The following is a 17,046-nucleotide window of genomic DNA, read 5'->3' as shown; positions in this document are numbered from 1 at the left end:
GGTGAGTTTTAAGAGGAGGCGACAATGAATTTTGATCAAAACAAGCGGCTGGGCATGGTGGGCGCGATCGCCATCAGCACGTTGACGGCTTTATATGCAAACCAAAGTCCCGTGTCGTTTGCTTTTCAGCCAGAAATCACCCAGCAAGTCTCGACCCCAAAGAATCTCAAAGAAAAAAGCGAACCGTTAAAAGTAGGTTCGCTTAAAGAGTTGAAGGAAGACCGAACTTGTCGTGGTACTGGGGGCATTATGACCTACGCCGAAACCAAAAGTTTTTTGGTTTACATTTGTTCAGACCCAAATCATCACACTCAGCCCCGTTATTATCGAAGTCGCGATCGTCACCATCACAACCGCGTTCTAAACCTGGAAGCCACGAATTATAACCCTCGTCAAATGCGCTATTTTGAGTTCAAAAATAAGGGCTATACCTACGTGCTGCAAATGCCCATGTCTCAGATTCCTAACCCAGTGCTAGGAATTGAGTTCCCTAACGGCAAGCGCGTCGAGGAGCGCGTCTTACGCTATTTGGCAAAGAGTTAGAAAGACGTGAATTCGATGAAGCTTTTCGCTACGGTTGCCGATCCGGGGTGCCCCCTAAATCCCCCAAAATTGGGGGACTTTGAACCTCAATTCTGGGCTTGAAGTCCCCCAGAATGGGGATTTAGGGGGCTGAAGCGCTGAAGAACGAAGCGAACTGACGTTAAAAAGCGTTATAAATCGATCTCATCGGTTGCATTCAGAGACCCTCCTGGGCAAATTGACGAACTAGTTCAAGCTCAAGGCAAGCTGCAATTCGGGGGAGGCACCTAGAGACGCGGGTAGGGGCGTTGGCTCAGGGGTGACAGCCGGGCAATATCGAGCATAGGCGCAGCGATCGCACTGTTTGCCGGGGGTTGGCTCCCAGGTGTGATCTTCGCGTAGACGCACTGCTAACTCGGAAATCACCTTCTGCACCTGCTTTTTGTGCTTGCGGGTGGCGCGGAAGCGAACCATTTCTCCCGTTCGCAAAAACAGCAGACTCAGGTACTTCAGGCTTTTTTGATAGGTCTGCTCTAGCGCTAGGTAATATAGCCCGATTTGCAGATCCATTTCATGGGGTTCGGGCACTTTAAACTCTCGGCTCGACTTATAGTCAATTAGCTCTAAGCCGTCACTTAAGTAGTCGATTCTGTCATAGCGTCCCGTGATGCAAAATTCTAGATTTTCGACTTGCAAATAAGCGTGAATCTTTCCTTCGACTGCCAACGGTTGCCGTAGCGACGATTCTCCGGCGACAAACTTTTGATAATAGCCCTCTAGAATGTCTTTGCCTTCTAGAATCTGATTGGTGGTTAACCCAGCGGAGTTATCATCCCAGCATCGATAGACCCAGCGCAGGTCTGGAATCGGGTCGTTGTAGTGCCAATCTCGATGAAATTTTGCAAGAGCTTGATGCAGTGCAGACCCTAGCGCCGCAGAGCCAAAAAATTCGTTAGAACTTAGCCGTCTCTCATAGCGCAAATAATAAGCATAAGGGCATCGATTATAAGCCTGGAGTTTGGTTGCAGAAATTTGGTAGGTCATAGCCCAGCGATCGCAGTGACAGGGTGGTAGGGATTCGGTCGGAAACTAAACTGGCTCGACGGTGCGCTTAAAAAGAGAGTCAAGATAGATGCGGGCAGTTTGACGATCGTTAGTCGTCCGGTTTTGCAGCAAAAACAACGAGAGCGCTGCCGAAAACACACGGTCTTGATCCCAATCGGGTCGCGCCTCAATGAATGTCATAAACGATTGGTGTAGAGATTCAGGAATTTCGACCAAAATGCTGATGTTGCTATCCATGACAAACCTCTTTGTGAATGAGTGACGGGAATGAATGGGAAAACCTGCTCTTCAAGAACAAATCTGCGTAGCAGAAACTTGCGCCTCTCAAGCCTCTCTCCTACCGTTCTATCTTTTGTAGGGGGTGAGTTTGATGAAGGTCTGAGTGCTTCAGGTCAGTCGCTATATCTTGCGCGATCGTCCTCAAAATTACAACGTTAAGGAAGTTAAAGAACCAGTTAAGAGTAAAAAACTATCAACGATGGAATCAGGCTTTCAGGCTCTTTTTTGTTACATAGCTTCATAAATAACTCGATTTTTCGCAGAAGTTGACAGGAGCGATCGAGTTATCCACAGGTGAACCGATCAAGCCGATCAGAAGCCGATCTCCTGTGGATAACTTTTACAAGGGTGTGGAAAAGCTGGGGAAAAGGCTTTAAACATCTGTGGAATGAATGTGGAATAGCTGGGGAAAAGAGTGAATATTGTAAAGTTTTGTAACATTTTTAGGTTTTCTGTAGAGCAACCTAAGTTTCTTAAAATTGTTAGGGAATCCTGATAGGCTTTACTCTCTAACGGGTCTTTTGCGTAATTTTGTTCTTACTCAACAGCGTGAGAAAAGTCTATGAAACTTCTCCTGATCTAAAGCCTGTGATTCATAGTACAAGCGATCGGGCTAGTGGGGTATCGACTAAATTTAGACATCAAAACGCCCAGACATTTTTGTCTGGGCGATCGGTTAAAAAGTGTCAGGCTAGTTATTAGATTAACAAATGCGCTTTTCTAAATATTGACCAATCATCTGCTGTTCACCTGCACGAGAAATAATAGTTTGACGAGTGCGATATTTGGTGCCAACCAGCTTTAACTCTTCTTCAAACACCGAGTCTCTATATTCCGTTTTGAGACACAGCGTTTCAGGGTTGGTGAAATAAAACTCAGCCGTCACGGGTTTTGGGGTGGCAAACCCGCGATCGCGATATAAAGTCGTTCCTAACACGCCAAACAGCGTCGAGCCTTTTGACTCTTTCTTACCCGAAACCGAGTTTTCACTATCCCAAGTTACAGCGGCTCCGCAGGTCAGGACGGCTTCGTCAGATAACTTGTGAAGTCGAGCAAGCTCTCGAAGTTCCAGACATCCCGGCTCTAAAAAGCGAATCTTGACCAGGCTAACCATCTCTTTGGGTTCGCCGTCGGGCAAGGTGTAATAGCGCCGTTCAGAACGCCATTCACCCGCTGACTGTCGAAAGAACGCGGCAATTAAAGATTCGCTCGTCGTAGATTGAAGTTGCAAAGATGTTTTCACGAGAGTGCTCCTCAAGAGAGTGGATGTCGATTAGCAATCAGCCATCCGTTAAATTTAAGCAGTGCTTTGATCAGCACTTTTGTGGACTACTACACCTGTCCTGTTACAATTTTTAATATACTACACAAACTCAAGTGAGTGTTTCCCCTTAGATGGTGATTTTGTCTCTGTCATTATGAGGAATAGTTCAGCAATGAGAGAACTTTTTCGCTTGTTGTGACGATCGCTTCCCTCACGGTTCACCTGACTCACTTATCCCCCTCAGATTCATGCAAGTACTTGAGGTTCAACACCTCCAAAAAACTTATCGATCGTCCCGCAAGCATCTAACCACAGCAGTGCGAGATGTCTCATTTGCAATCGCCCAGCAAGAAGTGCTGGCATTTTTAGGGCCTAACGGAGCCGGAAAAACAACCACAATCAAGATGATTGCGGGGTTAATCTTGCCCGATCGGGGTGAGGTGAAAATTAATGGACTCAATCCTCACCGAGAGGCTCAGGCGCTGCGATCGCTGGGAGCCGTCTTAGAAGGCAACCGTAATCTCTATTGGCGATTGACTCCGATCGAGAATTTAGAATACTTCGGTGTATTGCGAGGCTTGAGCCAGAAAGTGGCACGGCAACGCGGACGAGATCTCTTAGAGCGATTTGAGCTATCTCACAAACGTAGAGCGCCTGTCCAGACTTTATCGCGAGGAATGCAGCAAAAACTTGCGATCGCCGTTGCCCTGATTCACGAGCCTCAGTTATTGCTCTTAGATGAGCCGACTTTGGGGTTAGATGTCGAAGCCACTCAAACAGTAAAACGTCTGATTCGAGAAATTGCCAGCGAAGGACGAGCCATTCTACTAACGACTCATCAATTAGATATTGCAGAAGAACTCTCCGATCGCGTTGCCATTATTAACCAAGGCGCGATCGTTGCTGAAGAATCCACTGAGGAGCTAATTCGACGATTTTCTGGCAGCGCTTATGTCGTGGAATTAGAGCAAGAAATCGATCGCGATCGCGTCAGCAAAATTCAGAATTTGGGCGCGATCGTCAACGAAAAAACGATCCTAATCCGAGAGACAGAAATCTTGTACGAAGTTTTGCACATTCTCCAACCGCTGCCCCTAATCCGCGTCGAAAAAGAGCAAGCCAACCTGACCGAAGTCTTTTTACAGCTCATTCAAAATCAATCAGAGTCACCGTGTTGAAATTATTTTTAGCAGAAGTCAAGCGCAGTTGGATTCAGTTTATTCGCTACCCAGCCGAAGCGATCGGGGGCATTTTTATCATCAGTGCGCTGTTTTATGGCTTGTTCCTCGGTGCCACCTATGTCGCAGGGCCAAGCATTAAATTGGGCGATCGCCTCGACTCGATTATCGTCGGCTATATGCTGTGGACGCTCGTCACATTCGTGCTATTTGACATTGCCGGAACGCTGCAAAACGAGGCGCAAACCGGAACGTTGGAGCAGCTATTTATTTCGCCCTTTGGGGCACCTCGCGTCTTTTTGACCCGCGCGATCGCAAACTTGATGATTCAGTTTATTTTGATCACCACAATTTTGCTGATCATTATGTCGCTCACGGGGCGTTGGTTATCGTTTCCTCCAACGTTGATTTTGCCATTAATCGCTGTGATATTGGGCGCATACGGATTGTCATTCGCGATCGGGTCTCTAGCGCTATTGCTAAAACGCATCCAGCAGCTATTAGGGATCTTTCAGTTTGCGTTGCTATTTTTGCTAACCGTGCCGACTGAAACTTGGACAGGTTCGTCAAAAGTGTTGGGATTGCTGCTGCCGATGACTACCGGAGCGGGACTTTTGCGAGATGTGATGGCACGGCAACAGCCCCTCAATCTGCCTCAGTTGGGTTTGGCTTGGCTCAATGGAGGCATTTATTTTGGGCTGGGGCTAACCCTCTTTCGATTTGCTGAACGTGAGACTAAACGCAGAGGCAGACTAGGAGGATATTAGTTACCCTTCAATAACCGTAGGGCAGGCATCTTGCCTGCTTGCAGTCGAGACGACTGCGCTACGAAACGGTTACTGGATTTACACAGCAGACCCCTTGTGCGCGATCGCAGACTTCTCGCTGGTCACATGCTCAAGGTTGCGACTTGGTTAGAGTCACGGTTTCTTTAAGGTTCTGTGAAGCCTTCTTCTCTTCAAACTTGCTTTACAATCCGCCTGCCTTCTTGATTGTTGCCTCATAATAGGCTGAATGCATATATTGATTGGATAAAGCTCTCAGAGGTTTCACTGATAAATCTGACGAAAGTAGATTACGATTCCCTAATTCAGTTCTAACCCTAGAACATGACATGAAGACGACGATGAGCCTATCTCAACCAGACTCAGTAGACAGTATTGCCCGGTTTTGGTTCACCGAAAAGTTGAGGCACTTGAAATGGTTAGCGATTCTATTGGATTTCGGCAGCAAATCCGTTCATTGGGTCTTCGTCAACGACTGCTTAAAGTTCTGTCGTTTTTAGGACTAAAGACTTATCGATCGAGCAAGTCTTTAGGGCTGAGTGATCGGCTTCATGCCTACGCGCAATCTGTCTCGTTGCGAGAGCCAGACATCTTAGCTCAACTGCGGCAAGAAACGGCTCAACTTCCAGCAGGCATGATGCAAGTCGCTCCAGAAGAAGGGCAATTGTTGGCCCTGCTGATCCAACTGATGGGCGCTAAGAAAACTCTGGAAATTGGCGTTTTCACAGGCTACAGCACCCTAGCTGTTGCGCTTGCACTTCCGGCTGATGGCAAAACTGTTGCCTGCGACATCAGCGAAGAATTTACGGCGATCGCACGCCGCTATTGGCAAAAAGCAGGGGTTGATCGAAAAATCGATCTTCACATTGCCCCGGCTCTCGATGTTCTCGATCGGCTCTTAGCCGAAGGACATGCCAACACCTTTGATTTTGCCTTTATTGATGCCGACAAAGAGAATTATGATGCCTATTATGAGCGATCGTTGCAACTGGTTCGTCCTGGTGGCTTAATTGCCATTGATAACGTGCTTTGGTCTGGAAATGTGGCAAAACCTAAGAAACAGGATGCCTCTACAGTCGCAATTCGTGCTTTAAACAAAAAAGTGCATCGCGATCCACGAGTTACGATCAGTTTGTTACCTGTCTCTGATGGGCTAACTCTCGCTCTGAAACGGCTTTAGACGATCGATAATCTTGCGAAAGTAATGGGCATGGCAGTGCCATGCCCTGACAAAAATTCTGGCTTTATTAAGCCTCCCAAGTCGCCAAAGTCGTTTAGGGTGAAGGTTTGAGTACCATTAATCGAGAGAACGTCTCTCGTTTGATTGTGGTTTCGGCAAATGTATCCGGGCGAGACTTAGGATCAGTGATTAAAGAGGTGCGCGATCGCGTCAAATCAGTTAAATTATCCAGCGGTTACTATGTCGAATTGGGTGGGCAGTTCCAAGCTCAGGAAAAAGCGACTCAAACGTTAATTATTGCTGGACTCGCGGCTTTTGCAGTCATCTCAGTCTTGCTGTATTTCGCTGTAATGCAAGAATATGAACTGACCAAAAGACAGGTAGAAGCCGCTCTTGCCTATGCTACCGACTTAGTGAAACAAACAGAAGTCGTGCCTCTGGGAGCTTAAGCGTTGAATATTTTGGTCGATGAAAATATGCCTCGCTCCCTAGCTCCGCAGATTGCAACTCTCGGCTTTTCAGCACAAGATGTGCGCGATATTGGACTGCGAGGCAGACCAGATAATGAGGTAATGGAAGCAGCTAAAACAAGCGCCAGAGTCTAGCTCAGTTTTAACTAGCTCAACTTCTCGATCGCTTTCTCAACGCGCTGCTGACTCACAATATCTCCTTGCTGTTTAAAGATCTCAACCGCCTTCTGTAAGTCTTCTAACGCCGCCTTTTTGTTGCCCAGTGCTGCATAAGCAAGTCCGCGATCTTCATAGATTGCTGAATATTCGGGGTCAATTTCTAGAGCAAGGTCGCAGTCTTCTAGCGCTTTTTTGTCGTTTAAATTAGCCCGAACATAACAGCGACTCGTGAAACTAGTGAGCGATTCAGGGTCTAGCGCGATCGCCTGATCGCAATCGACTAATGCTCCTTTAAAGTCGCCCAACCCACGGGCACGAGCATAACACCGAGTGCCATAAGCCTGACTGCTGTTAGTCTCAAGCCGAATGGCTTGATTTGCGTCAGCGATCGCGCCCTGATAGTCTCCCTGCACGATGCGAACCTTTGAGCGTTTCAGGTAAAACTCGTCATCATCTGGCACTAATTGAATGGCTTGGTCAAGGTCTTGACGGGCTCCGACATAATCAAAGAGTCGCTCTCTGGCACTCGATCGCTCCAAATAAGCCTTGACACTTTTAGAATCAATTCGCAGTGCTTGGGTGTAGTCGGCAATGGCAGCGCTGACATCGGTAAGAGAACGAGCTAATCCGCGCTTATAGTAAACCTCTGCGTTGTTGGGGTCTAGTTGGATGGCGCGAGTGAAGTTAGCGATCGCTCCCTCTGGATCTCCTTCTAGTTTGGTTTGCCCTAGCTCAATGAGTTGACTCGCCGTTAAAGGAGTCTTGCGAGTAGTCGCCAACGCCATAAACCCTTCAGATTGCACTTTCTCAGAAGTCACCGAACTGGCACCGCTAAGGCTGCGAATGCTGCCCAAAGATTCCTTAACTGCATCAAGCCCAGGATTTTTTTTGCCTCCACTCAAGAAGGGCATAATCGAGCGATTGACCAGCGACATCACTGCTCCACCATTGACGTAGAAATAACCCAAGTTCGCGTTTGAGAACGGAGCGATCGCTGCTTTAAAGTTGGCAGATTGAGGCAGCGATCGCAGTGGCTTAGGGACAAATTCTGTCATCGTTCCCCCACCACCGAGAATCAAGACGGTATCTTTATTAACCCAACTATGGGAAAGAAGACTCACCGTTTTGCCGTTAGCAGGCACGTTCCAAGTGGTCACGGGTTGCCCTTGAATGGTGCGAGTGTTGACCAGATCTTTGTCGATGCGAGTTTGAGCCACGCGATCGAGCTTGCTGAGAGCGGCTTCGGCGGCGGCACGATCGCGAGTTTGAATCATCAAGCCAAACCCCAAATCTAGATTGGGAAACGTGGCTGGCAGAAAGCCTTGACGAGTCGGATACATAAACGTTGCAATCTCGCCGTTCATCCAGGGGAAGATGTCGCGATCGTCGAGTCCAACTAAGCGCTGACTAAATTGACGAAACTGATCTAATCCTTTCTTAGTCGAAGGATCGGACTCTAACCCTGTGGTGAAAACTTGCCAAAACAGCGCTAAATTCTGACCATTAGAAGCGACATAGTTCACCTCTGGCAGTCGGTCTAAAATTTGATTGCGCGTTGTCATGGAGTTGAGCAATGACTGTGGAACCGCTTGCTTGAAGTGGATGCCAACTTGCATATGCAGCCCGTCAGGCTGCGCCCACACAAAGCCATCCATCACATCGTAATAGCGCCCCAAAACATCAAGCTTTTCGGGGTCAAGTTTGGGAGGAATGGGAAACCCAGGCGGCAGAGCATTGATTTGAGCTTGATTAAATGTGGTGGCGGCGGTCAGAATTTGAGCATAATCACCGTAACCTGTGATCAGCGGTTGTGCAGATTCACCAGAAAACGATCGCTGAAATTGTGGTTGCCGGATCGTGCGCTGAAACAATGGATTATCGGCCAGTTTGCCCAACCCCTGAGCATCAATCAGTTGTTGAATTGGCTCGACGGTAAACGCTGTCACGACATAGCCTGGAAGAATCGCGATCGCCAAACCTTTGGGCGCAAATGGCGATTCGATGCCTGCATTCTTCTCTGGAGTGGGCAAATGAGGCAGCGGCACTGTCAGAGCATCGGGCTTTGCGGCAGTCGAGAAAGACCGACTGATATCACCCAGCACGAACGGTTGACGAAGTGCTTCAGAACAAGGCTTCTGTTCAGACTCTTTTTCGCAGGGAGTAACGGTTGGCTTTTTGGGCTGCCATTCTAGAATCGTAATGCCTTTATAGTTATGCTCGATCGCGGCTTCTTTTCGGGCTGCTTTCAGTCGCTCTAAAAACTTTGGAATCAGCGTAGTGTCTTTGACTGAGGCAATGGTGAGCGAACGATCGGGATGCGATTTGAGGGGGAGAAACGCGATCGCGACCTGATTTCCCAGCCAGGGCTGAATATCTGTGGAAAAGTTAAGCCCCGCCTGAATTGGATAGAAGCTGCCAGGAAAGGAAAAATCGGCGGGAAATAATCCGAAGCGACTGAGCTCTTCCCACGTTTTTGCTTCAGTATTGATCAACAACACGCCAGCCGTATCACTAGGCAGCAGATTGGCAACGGAATTTGGAACCGTTTCAGCCAAAGCAAAATTGGGAGCCAAAATCAAAGCAGATAGAGCAGGCAGTAGGGTTCGACGGAGCGACATAAACGTAAGTATGAATGGCAATAGTAAAGTTTTGTCCGTACAGGTGAGCCGCAAATGCAACAGTCTCAGAAAGAGAATGGACTCAATTTAGACAGATCTATCTCCGTATAGTACGCCAGAGTGAAGAAGATTCGTAAGACTGACGATCGCAGGGCCATCATTTACTTGTCCTTGAGAGCCATTGAATTTTTGCTATGAATCTGACTACCATTGAGAATCTAGACTGTTTAGCGATCGAGGTTTTGTCTCCGGGGTTAGCACATGAACAACGTGACAGAGAAGCCAAACTAAAGCTCTATGGTTCCAGAGGTGTACAAGAATACTGGATTCTCAATTGGCAGTTGCAACAAGTGGAAGTGTATCGCCACCAGCAGGCAATGCTCAAGCTTGTAGTGACATTGTTGGATGACGATCGATTAACCTCACCACTGCTCCCTAATTTCACCTGCCCAATATCTTGCTTCTTCCTTTAATCCAAGATACTCAGGCAATACTGCCGCGTTTGCGAGTTTCTTTATAAGATGTGCCCACATTTCGTAAACCTGCCCGGATCATTTGTTGTTCTAGTAATGCAAAGAAACGAGAACGATCGCCCCCTCGCACCACTGCCTGATTATGTGCCTCTGCCAACGCGACTGGATAGCCATACCCTTTCTGAACTTGTGCCAGCGTCAGACTTAAAGCTGAATCTAAGAGTTGTTTATCATGCGCGACCCAAGCGGGAACTTCAACACGAGCGATCTCGCTGCCGACATTCACATAGCAAAAGTGGATCGTGTGTTCACCATACAAATCTAATATTTTGGCAGAACTGCGCCAGAGTGGGCTGCGCTGTCCGGGTTCTAAAAGCTTTGCCCAGAGGGCGGTGTCTTTGAGCGGATCGAGAACTTGGCAAGGCGGACGTTCCGTTTTTCCGGCGCAGTGAGTGCCACAGTCAGGAGCCAGATAAGGACAGGTTTGCAGTCGTAAAAAATTCAATGCTTCGCCACTGCGAGACGCGCTGATATACCCCACTAAAGGGACGCGGAGCGATCGTAACTGATCCCATGCTTTGAGAATAGGTGTGAGAATCATATCTCTCGCTTCGTGAGGCATCGGCTCTAAAAACCAGTGAATTAAAGAGCCATCGACCATCGCCACTGATGGATGAGCAATGAAGGAGGGTTGAGTTGAAAGGCTTCCCTGTTGGCGCATTTGCAGCCGTCTCCCTTCGTCATTGAGCGCACTGGCAAGCTCTGCTAACATCGTCGTCTCGGAAGCGGTGCGGCGATAGCCCATCCATTCCTCGGTGCGAATGCCCCACTGACGAGAGACATAGAGATCTTCAGGGCGATAAAACACTTCGGGAAGGCTGTCTAAAAGCGGCAGTTTGCTTTGACCGTAGTGCAAGACAATTCGCCCGACATTGATTAGATAGCAGTAGGCGATCTCGTGGTGACTGGGGGCAATTTGAGAGCCATCTGTGGCGATCGCCGTGTGCGCCACCGGGGCCGCGCTGATATCGAGGTAAGTATCAAGAGGCTCGATCGGAGTGGCAGCCGTGAAGATCATCCGATCGCGCCAAGTTTCTTGAAGTTCGACTAATTCGTCTTGGTGCGATCGAGCTTGCTCAATCAAAAACTGGGCGCGTTCTAATCGCTGCCGAGTTGCCACTGCTTCGACGGTAAGATGTTGGCTAATGCCCTGCATCTGCTGCGCGAGTTTTGTCAGATCAAGCATGAATTTGCGTAGTGTCTCACCAATAGCATACCTGCTTCGATTATGTAGTCAAACCTTCAGCAAATAATTCATCAAACTTCAGCATTGTATTTTTTCTTAAATCAAAATTTTACTGCGTTTCCAAAATTGTAACCTTACTGATCATTGAGCTATTAACTCATTTGGAAACTGAACACTCTATTTCTAAGGATATAGTGACCGTGTTTCTGTAGAAGGAGACTCAATCAATTGTATTTTTTAGTGCGGAACTGACTGTCTGAGACATGTGTCTAATAGAGTAGATGAAAGTACTATTTTTGAAATCTACGAATACAAAACAATCGGCTCGATCGACGAGAAAGTTTTCTCAATAAAAACCCTCCAATGAAGAACCCTCACTTTCTTATTATCAGCGTTTTGGTGCTTGGCTGGATGTCAGGCTGTAGCTCGATTCAGAATTCAGAACTTCGAGACAGTCGTGCATCACCTAACCTACAAACCAGCCCGGTTCCGACTCCCTCTTTAACGACTTCACCCCAAGCCAACGCATCACCTAATCGGCAAACCAATACGGCTCCGACTCCCTTGTTAAAGGCTTCACCTCAAGCCAACAGTTCTGAATCTGAGGATGCTGCTGTGGTCATTCAGCGTTATTACGATGCCATTGATCGCCGGGACTATGAGCAAGCCTACCGCACCTGGCAAGACAACGGATCAGCCAGCCATCAAACCTTTGAAACGTTCAAAAATGGCTTTGCAGAAACGGCATCTACTCAAGTCAAGATTGGCGAACCGAGTCAAGTAGAAGGTGCAGCAGGTTCGCAATATGTCACGGTTCCGGTGACGCTAACGGCAACGATTCAAAATCGAACTGTTCAACACTTTAAAGGAACTTATGTTTTGCGACGATCGCTCGTAGATGGAGCCTCAGACGAGCGATCGTGGCACATCTACTCTGCAAAGCTAGTTCAAACCGAGTAGAACAATGTTTATAGTCCACCTGTTTGAGTAGGGACTAGCTTCACGCCAAACACTTCTGCGAATGCGATCGCGACTTCTTGGCGCACTTGCTCGATCGTAATATCAGGGACAAATTGCGCCAAACTGCCCACAGGCTTATCAGGAATGCCACAGGGAACAATGCGATCGAACCCCTCTAAATCAGGGCAGACATTCAGCGCAAAGCCGTGCATAGTGATCCAACGGCTGACCTTGATGCCGATCGCCGCCACTTTTCGCCCAGCCACCCAAACACCTGTTAACCCCGAAATGCGCGTTCCCTCTAATCTATAAACGGCAAGCACTCGAATAATCACTTCTTCTAATTGCCGTAAATACCAGTGCAAATCTTTGCGGTAGTGCTGCAAGTTCAAAATCGGGTAGCCAACCAACTGCCCCGGACAGTGATAAGTCACTTCACCACCCCGCTCAATGCGATGTAGTTCATACTCAGTTTGAGCCAAATTAAACTTAAGAAATTCTGTAGTTGCACCCTGTCCTAATGTGTAAACAGGCGGATGTTCTAACAGAATGAGAACGTCATCTAGCTTAGGGTTGAGTTTACGATCGCTCACCAAACATTGTTGCCAGGCCCAGGCTTCTAAGTAAGGCACTAAGCCTTTAGTTTCTAGCAGACAGCAGCGAGTAGAAGCAGAGTTAACGGGCGCAAAAAAATCCACAAAAGGCGATCAAAGGTATCAATCCAATCGGGTGAACTCTTACGTTTTTGAGCCGCTTTCTAGTGTGCAACAAAAAGCAGTAAAAATCAAGTGGAAATCACGTTAACTTTAGTAGGAATCCCATCAGATTTAGTCAAGAATTATCAAGGGATGCAAAACATTTTGAAGGAGGTCTGTTTGCCAAGATACAAAGTGTTAGGGTAAACACAACACCCAAAACTTCAGGGGAGTCGCTTTTATGAAGCTTGTCATTCATGGCAAAAACATCGAGATTACTGATGCGATTCGTGAGTATGTCGACCAAAAAATTGAGAAGGCAGTCAACCACTTTCAAACGCTTACAACCGAGGTAGATGTGCATTTGTCAGTCGCCCGCAACCCTCGAATCAACCCCCAACAAATTGCTGAAGTCACGATTTATGCCAACGGTACGATCGTTCGTGCCGAAGAAGGGAGCGAAAGCCTCTACGCCAGCATTGACCTTGTAGCTGACAAGATTGCTCGACAACTCCGCAAATATAAAGAGAAGCGCTTTGACAAACGTCACGAAACCCTCAAAGCTGAGGAGAGTCTCAGCGACCAGCAGCCTGTCGTGACGTTGGCACTCGATCGCACTCCCGAACTTCCCCCCACGGTGGTGCGAACCAAGTATTTTGCGATGCCACCCATGACGGTTGAAGAAGCAATGGAGCAGTTAGAACTTGTCGATCATGATTTCTATATGTTTCGCAATGCTGAAACCAACGAGATTAACGTGATTTACGATCGCAATCACGGCGGCTATGGAGTCATTCAACCTCGCAACAACAATGGTCATACTCATCACAATGGCAAAAATGGCAAAGCCAATCACTCTGTTTCCGAGCGAGAAAGCTTTAAGGTTTAGTTAGATTTGGTGAGGGCGAATGCTATTCGCCCTCACTGTTGTTGATGCCTAGATTCAAGAAAGGAAGCTGCGATCGCTGCAATTCACGAGCCACTTTCTTAAGAAAAAAGGATGTTTTGATTAAGTTCAAGTTCGCGATTGGATAATTCAAATCTATCAGTTCTCACTCAACAAAGCTGAAGGTTGATTGACCCTCACAAAGGGTTTGCGAAAATTACTGGCTGACCGATCCGGGGAATAAGGATAGTCTTCTTCTAAGCTTAATAACGTGAACCTCTACAACTCCTTAATCCAATTCGGATAACGAGAGATTTCGCCAATCAATCGCTCAAACCCTGCTGATTTTAATTGGCAGTTCATCATCTATTACTCTTGATCAGGAGGAATGTTATGAGCGATAGACTATCATCGGGTTCTCGAAGCATTGCGATCGTAGGGCCCTACTTAAGTGGAAAAACAACGCTATTAGAAAGCTTATTGTGGGTGACTAAAACCACGTCTCGCAAAGGCACTGTGCTTGATAAAAACACCGTTGGCGACAGTGCCCTAGAAGCCCGCGATCGCCAGATGAGCATTGAAGTTAACGCCGCCAGTTTTGAATATGGCGGCGTTCGTTTTTCGATTCTTGATTGCCCTGGCTCGATCGAGTTTGCTCAAGAAACCTACAACGCGCTGATTGGTGTGGATGCGGTTGTGATTGTGTGTGAACCGATCGTCGATCGCGTCCTCAATCTTGCCCCGCTGTTCAAGTTTTTGGATGATTGGGAGATTCCCCATCTCGTGTTCATCAACAAAATGGATCGCGCCGATATCGATTTCATGCAAGTGTTAAAAGCGCTGAAATCAATTTCTAGCCGTCCGTTAGTGCCGCATCAATATCCGATCGGGCAAGGCGAAAGCCTGACAGGATTTATTGATTTAGTCACTGAGCAAGCCTACCATTATCATCCGGGTGCGCCTGCCGATCTGGTGCCATTTCCTGAAGAGCTGAAAGCGCGAGAGCAAATTGCCCGATCAGAGATGTTAGAAACCCTAGCCGATTTCGATGATCACCTACTAGAAGAACTGCTTGAAGAAATCAATCCGCCTCACGAAGAAATCATTCAAGACTTGAAGATGGAACTGGGCGCGGATTTAATTGTGCCTGTGTTTGTGGGATGCGCTGATCGAGATTTTGGCGTTCGTCCTTTGTTAGAAGCTTTATTGCGAGAAGCGCCCGACCCTGAAACTACCGCAGAGCGGCGCGGAATTGTTCTCAATGACAGTGCTCCGATCGCCCAAGTGCTCAAAACCTACTATACGCCTCAAGGCGGAAAGCTTTCACTCGTGCGGGTTTGGCAAGGCACAATCCACGATGGCGCAGTGCTGAATGGGGTTCGGGTCGGCGGACTCTATCGTCTGTGTGGTCAACAACAGCAGAGTTTGCAAACGGCTCAGGCAGGTGAAATCGTGGCACTCGGACGTATGGAGGGCATCAAGACGGGCGACACGCTCACCAGTCTAGAAGCTCAAAACGCCGCTGAATTGCCCAGAGCCGAGCAAATGGAACCTGTTTACGCGCTGGCAATCAATGCCGAAAACCGCAATGACGAGGTAAAACTCACAGGTGCCCTTGCCAAATTGTTAGAGGAAGATTGTTCGCTGCACTGGCATCAGCACGGCGACACTCACGAAATCATTCTCTCAGGTCAGGGCGATATTCATCTGCAAGTTGCCCTCGATCGCTTACGGCGCAAATATAATTTGCCGATGTCTACTCATCAGCCCCAGGTGCCCTATAAAGAAACCATTCGCAAAAAGGCAACCTCTCACGGACGCTATAAGCACCAAACGGGCGGGCACGGACAGTTCGGCGATGTCTATCTCGACATTCAGCCGATGACTCGCGGCGAAGGCTTTCAGTTTGCTGAGACGATCGTCGGGGGTGTGGTTCCCCGGCAATATATTCCGGGCGTTGAAACGGGCGTTCGAGAATATCTAGCACATGGACCCCTCGGCTTCCCGGTGGTCGATGTGGCGGTGACTTTGACCAATGGCTCCTATCACAGCGTTGATAGCTCTGAGCAAGCGTTTAAACAAGCAGCGCGATTGGCAATGCAAGACGGGTTGGTTAAGTGCGAACCTGTGCTGTTAGAACCGATCGTGCGAATCACGCTTTCCATCCCGACTGATTTCACCTCAAAAGTGCTGCGGCTGGTAAGTGGTCGGCGGGGTCAGATTTTGGGCTATGACGCTAAAGCCGATTGGCACGGCTGGGATGAAGTGTTAGCGCTTTTGCCCCAGGCTGAAATGCACGATCTAATTGTGGAGCTACGATCGTTAACGATGGGCGTAGGCTATTTTCATTGGGAAGATGATCATCTGCAAGAAGTGCCCGATAAATTAGCAGAACGGGTTTTGCAGTCATCAGCTAACGGGAATAGCAATGGAAACCACAACGGAAAATCACGTTAATTAAGTTGCTCATTTCCTAAGAATCGTAAGGGCATGGCACTGCCGTGCCCATTGACAGGTGCGATATTAGACTTCCTGCACAAATTACTTCGCCCGTACCCTAGCTCTCTTCCTACTGGTGAAGAAGTGCAGATTATTTTAGGCAATCGAGTGGTCGCCAGCCCCGTAAATTAAAGTAGCCAACACAGAAATCCGCTCGTTTTGCAGTTTTAAGAGTTTCCTGCAAAATGGGCAACAACTTCAGTTCAATGTTGTCAAAGATTCGTGGCACGATAAATCTTGGTTAGACTACTGCACCTCAAACTACAACACTTTCTCCGACCTTTTCAAACTAGACTCAAACCACGATAGACTCTTTCTCGCGACCTTCATCTCTAATCACCGATGTCTTTTCAAGCTTCCACCAATCTGACTGCACAAGAAGCACAAGAACTTCTCAGACAATTTATCTGTCTCGATCGTGAACCTTCTAGCCCTGACTTGGAGTATGCGATCGTGCGAGAAGCCTTAATTTTAGTCGTCGATCGATCCGACTTTCAAATTTTTGGAATTTGCACCGATAGCATAGCGCAAGGACAACAAGCACTTCACCGTTATTTAGCGGCATTAGGCCGCGACGAAAGACCAGAGGCTGTGCCCATTACAGATGGCGTTGTCTATATCAAATACAATCCCAAAACGGGACGCTGCCACGCAGAACCTTACACAGGCAAGCATCGAGGCGTGTTGATTTCTTGTCAGTCTGCTTACGACGACGACATCAACGAGACTTTTGGACATTTACCGATCGACCTGTTTGATGTCTAGAT

General features: G+C 47.8%; 17 protein-coding genes. 11 read left to right on the top strand and 6 right to left on the bottom strand.

Features of this window, described 5'->3' with window-relative positions; genetic code table 11:
* Window positions 1-24 precede the first annotated feature (24 nt).
* The gene (locus C7B65_RS04720) at window positions 25-543 is read left to right on the top strand and encodes a hypothetical protein (protein WP_073069885.1); all 519 of its coding nucleotides are present in this window, start codon (window positions 25-27) and stop codon (window positions 541-543) included.
* A 225-nt stretch (window positions 544-768) separates the two neighbouring features.
* Here C7B65_RS04720 and C7B65_RS04715 read toward each other — a convergent pair whose 3' ends face one another.
* From C7B65_RS04715 to C7B65_RS04705, 3 genes are all read right to left on the bottom strand, one after another.
* Window positions 769-1,566 (bottom strand): RecB family exonuclease, encoded by a 798-nt coding sequence (locus tag C7B65_RS04715; protein ID WP_073069884.1) that lies wholly within the window; start codon window positions 1,564-1,566, stop codon window positions 769-771.
* A gap of 45 nt (window positions 1,567-1,611) precedes the next feature.
* On the bottom strand, window positions 1,612-1,824 hold the full coding sequence (locus C7B65_RS04710; RefSeq protein ID WP_073069883.1) for a DUF2811 domain-containing protein: 213 nt from the start codon (window positions 1,822-1,824) through the stop codon (window positions 1,612-1,614).
* Window positions 1,825-2,569: 745 nt separating this feature from the next.
* Window positions 2,570-3,109, bottom strand: a complete 540-nt coding sequence (locus C7B65_RS04705; protein WP_073069882.1) for a phycobiliprotein lyase — start codon at window positions 3,107-3,109, stop codon at window positions 2,570-2,572.
* Window positions 3,110-3,378: 269 nt separating this feature from the next.
* On the opposite strand from C7B65_RS04705, the gene C7B65_RS04700 reads away from it, so the two are divergent.
* The 5 genes from C7B65_RS04700 (at window position 3,379) to C7B65_RS27640 (ending at window position 6,878) form a co-directional block, all read left to right on the top strand.
* The gene (locus tag C7B65_RS04700) at window positions 3,379-4,308 is read left to right on the top strand and encodes an ABC transporter ATP-binding protein (protein WP_073069881.1); all 930 of its coding nucleotides are present in this window, start codon (window positions 3,379-3,381) and stop codon (window positions 4,306-4,308) included.
* A complete protein-coding gene (locus tag C7B65_RS04695; RefSeq protein WP_073069880.1) occupies window positions 4,302-5,075 on the top strand; it encodes an ABC transporter permease in 774 nt (257 codons plus the stop codon). The genes C7B65_RS04700 and C7B65_RS04695 overlap by 7 nt, the downstream gene beginning before the upstream one ends.
* 433 nt (window positions 5,076-5,508) lie before the next feature.
* Window positions 5,509-6,273 carry a class I SAM-dependent methyltransferase gene (locus C7B65_RS04690; protein ID WP_083582724.1) on the top strand — a complete coding sequence of 255 codons (765 nt, stop codon included), beginning with the start codon at window positions 5,509-5,511 and terminating at the stop codon, window positions 6,271-6,273.
* A gap of 107 nt (window positions 6,274-6,380) precedes the next feature.
* Complete coding sequence (locus C7B65_RS04685; RefSeq protein ID WP_223257295.1) at window positions 6,381-6,722, top strand: efflux RND transporter permease subunit; 342 nt, start codon at window positions 6,381-6,383, stop codon at window positions 6,720-6,722.
* Window positions 6,723-6,725: 3 nt separating this feature from the next.
* Entirely contained in the window at window positions 6,726-6,878 is a 153-nt protein-coding gene (locus C7B65_RS27640) for a DUF5615 family PIN-like protein (protein WP_181314333.1), read from the top strand.
* An 11-nt stretch (window positions 6,879-6,889) separates the two neighbouring features.
* On the opposite strand, the gene C7B65_RS04680 is transcribed toward C7B65_RS27640, so the two are convergent.
* Window positions 6,890-9,520 (bottom strand): DUF3352 domain-containing protein, encoded by a 2,631-nt coding sequence (locus C7B65_RS04680; RefSeq protein WP_073069879.1) that lies wholly within the window; start codon window positions 9,518-9,520, stop codon window positions 6,890-6,892.
* 194 nt (window positions 9,521-9,714) lie between these two features.
* On the opposite strand from C7B65_RS04680, the gene C7B65_RS04675 reads away from it, so the two are divergent.
* The gene (locus C7B65_RS04675; RefSeq protein ID WP_083582723.1) at window positions 9,715-9,993 is read left to right on the top strand and encodes a Uma2 family endonuclease; all 279 of its coding nucleotides are present in this window, start codon (window positions 9,715-9,717) and stop codon (window positions 9,991-9,993) included.
* A 10-nt stretch (window positions 9,994-10,003) separates the two neighbouring features.
* On the opposite strand, the gene C7B65_RS04670 is transcribed toward C7B65_RS04675, so the two are convergent.
* The gene (locus tag C7B65_RS04670) at window positions 10,004-11,239 is read right to left on the bottom strand and encodes a DNA double-strand break repair nuclease NurA (protein WP_073069878.1); all 1,236 of its coding nucleotides are present in this window, start codon (window positions 11,237-11,239) and stop codon (window positions 10,004-10,006) included.
* A gap of 363 nt (window positions 11,240-11,602) precedes the next feature.
* Between C7B65_RS04670 and C7B65_RS04665 the strand changes: the two genes are divergently transcribed.
* A complete protein-coding gene (locus tag C7B65_RS04665) occupies window positions 11,603-12,199 on the top strand; it encodes a hypothetical protein (protein WP_073069877.1) in 597 nt (198 codons plus the stop codon).
* A gap of 8 nt (window positions 12,200-12,207) precedes the next feature.
* Here the strand turns inward: C7B65_RS04665 and lipB are convergent, their stop codons facing one another.
* Window positions 12,208-12,897 carry a lipoyl(octanoyl) transferase LipB gene (lipB, locus tag C7B65_RS04660; protein ID WP_073069876.1) on the bottom strand — a complete coding sequence of 230 codons (690 nt, stop codon included), beginning with the start codon at window positions 12,895-12,897 and terminating at the stop codon, window positions 12,208-12,210.
* Between the two features lie 238 nt (window positions 12,898-13,135).
* Between lipB and hpf the strand changes: the two genes are divergently transcribed.
* From hpf to C7B65_RS04645, 3 genes are all read left to right on the top strand, one after another.
* Window positions 13,136-13,783, top strand: coding sequence for a ribosome hibernation-promoting factor, HPF/YfiA family (gene hpf, locus C7B65_RS04655; RefSeq protein ID WP_073069875.1), 648 nt, complete (start codon window positions 13,136-13,138; stop codon window positions 13,781-13,783).
* 390 nt (window positions 13,784-14,173) lie between these two features.
* The gene (locus C7B65_RS04650) at window positions 14,174-16,237 is read left to right on the top strand and encodes an elongation factor G (protein WP_073069874.1); all 2,064 of its coding nucleotides are present in this window, start codon (window positions 14,174-14,176) and stop codon (window positions 16,235-16,237) included.
* A gap of 384 nt (window positions 16,238-16,621) precedes the next feature.
* Window positions 16,622-17,044 carry a DUF1824 family protein gene (locus C7B65_RS04645; RefSeq protein WP_073069873.1) on the top strand — a complete coding sequence of 141 codons (423 nt, stop codon included), beginning with the start codon at window positions 16,622-16,624 and terminating at the stop codon, window positions 17,042-17,044.
* The last annotated feature ends 2 nt before the right edge of the window (window positions 17,045-17,046 follow it).

The sequence above is a fragment of the Phormidesmis priestleyi ULC007 genome (assembly GCF_003003695.1).
Classification (GTDB): domain Bacteria; phylum Cyanobacteriota; class Cyanobacteriia; order Leptolyngbyales; family Leptolyngbyaceae; genus Phormidesmis_A; species Phormidesmis_A priestleyi_A.
Note: the sequence above shows the minus strand (reverse complement) of the source record. Positions and strands in the feature narration are given on the sequence as shown.

Excerpts from the sequence above, each read along its gene's own strand:
- C7B65_RS04720 (WP_073069885.1), top strand. The coding sequence starts at position 25 with ATGAATTTTGATCAAAACAAGCGGCTGGGCATGGTGGGCGCGATCGCC.
- C7B65_RS04715 (WP_073069884.1), bottom strand. The coding sequence starts at position 1,566 with ATGACCTACCAAATTTCTGCAACCAAACTCCAGGCTTATAATCGATGC.
- C7B65_RS04710 (WP_073069883.1), bottom strand. The coding sequence starts at position 1,824 with ATGGATAGCAACATCAGCATTTTGGTCGAAATTCCTGAATCTCTACAC.
- C7B65_RS04700 (WP_073069881.1), top strand. The coding sequence starts at position 3,379 with ATGCAAGTACTTGAGGTTCAACACCTCCAAAAAACTTATCGATCGTCC.
- C7B65_RS04690 (WP_083582724.1), top strand. The coding sequence starts at position 5,509 with ATGGTTAGCGATTCTATTGGATTTCGGCAGCAAATCCGTTCATTGGGT.
- C7B65_RS04680 (WP_073069879.1), bottom strand. The coding sequence starts at position 9,520 with ATGTCGCTCCGTCGAACCCTACTGCCTGCTCTATCTGCTTTGATTTTG.
- C7B65_RS04675 (WP_083582723.1), top strand. The coding sequence starts at position 9,715 with ATGAATCTGACTACCATTGAGAATCTAGACTGTTTAGCGATCGAGGTT.
- C7B65_RS04670 (WP_073069878.1), bottom strand. The coding sequence starts at position 11,239 with ATGCTTGATCTGACAAAACTCGCGCAGCAGATGCAGGGCATTAGCCAA.
- C7B65_RS04665 (WP_073069877.1), top strand. The coding sequence starts at position 11,603 with ATGAAGAACCCTCACTTTCTTATTATCAGCGTTTTGGTGCTTGGCTGG.
- hpf (WP_073069875.1), top strand. The coding sequence starts at position 13,136 with ATGAAGCTTGTCATTCATGGCAAAAACATCGAGATTACTGATGCGATT.
- C7B65_RS04650 (WP_073069874.1), top strand. The coding sequence starts at position 14,174 with ATGAGCGATAGACTATCATCGGGTTCTCGAAGCATTGCGATCGTAGGG.
- C7B65_RS04645 (WP_073069873.1), top strand. The coding sequence starts at position 16,622 with ATGTCTTTTCAAGCTTCCACCAATCTGACTGCACAAGAAGCACAAGAA.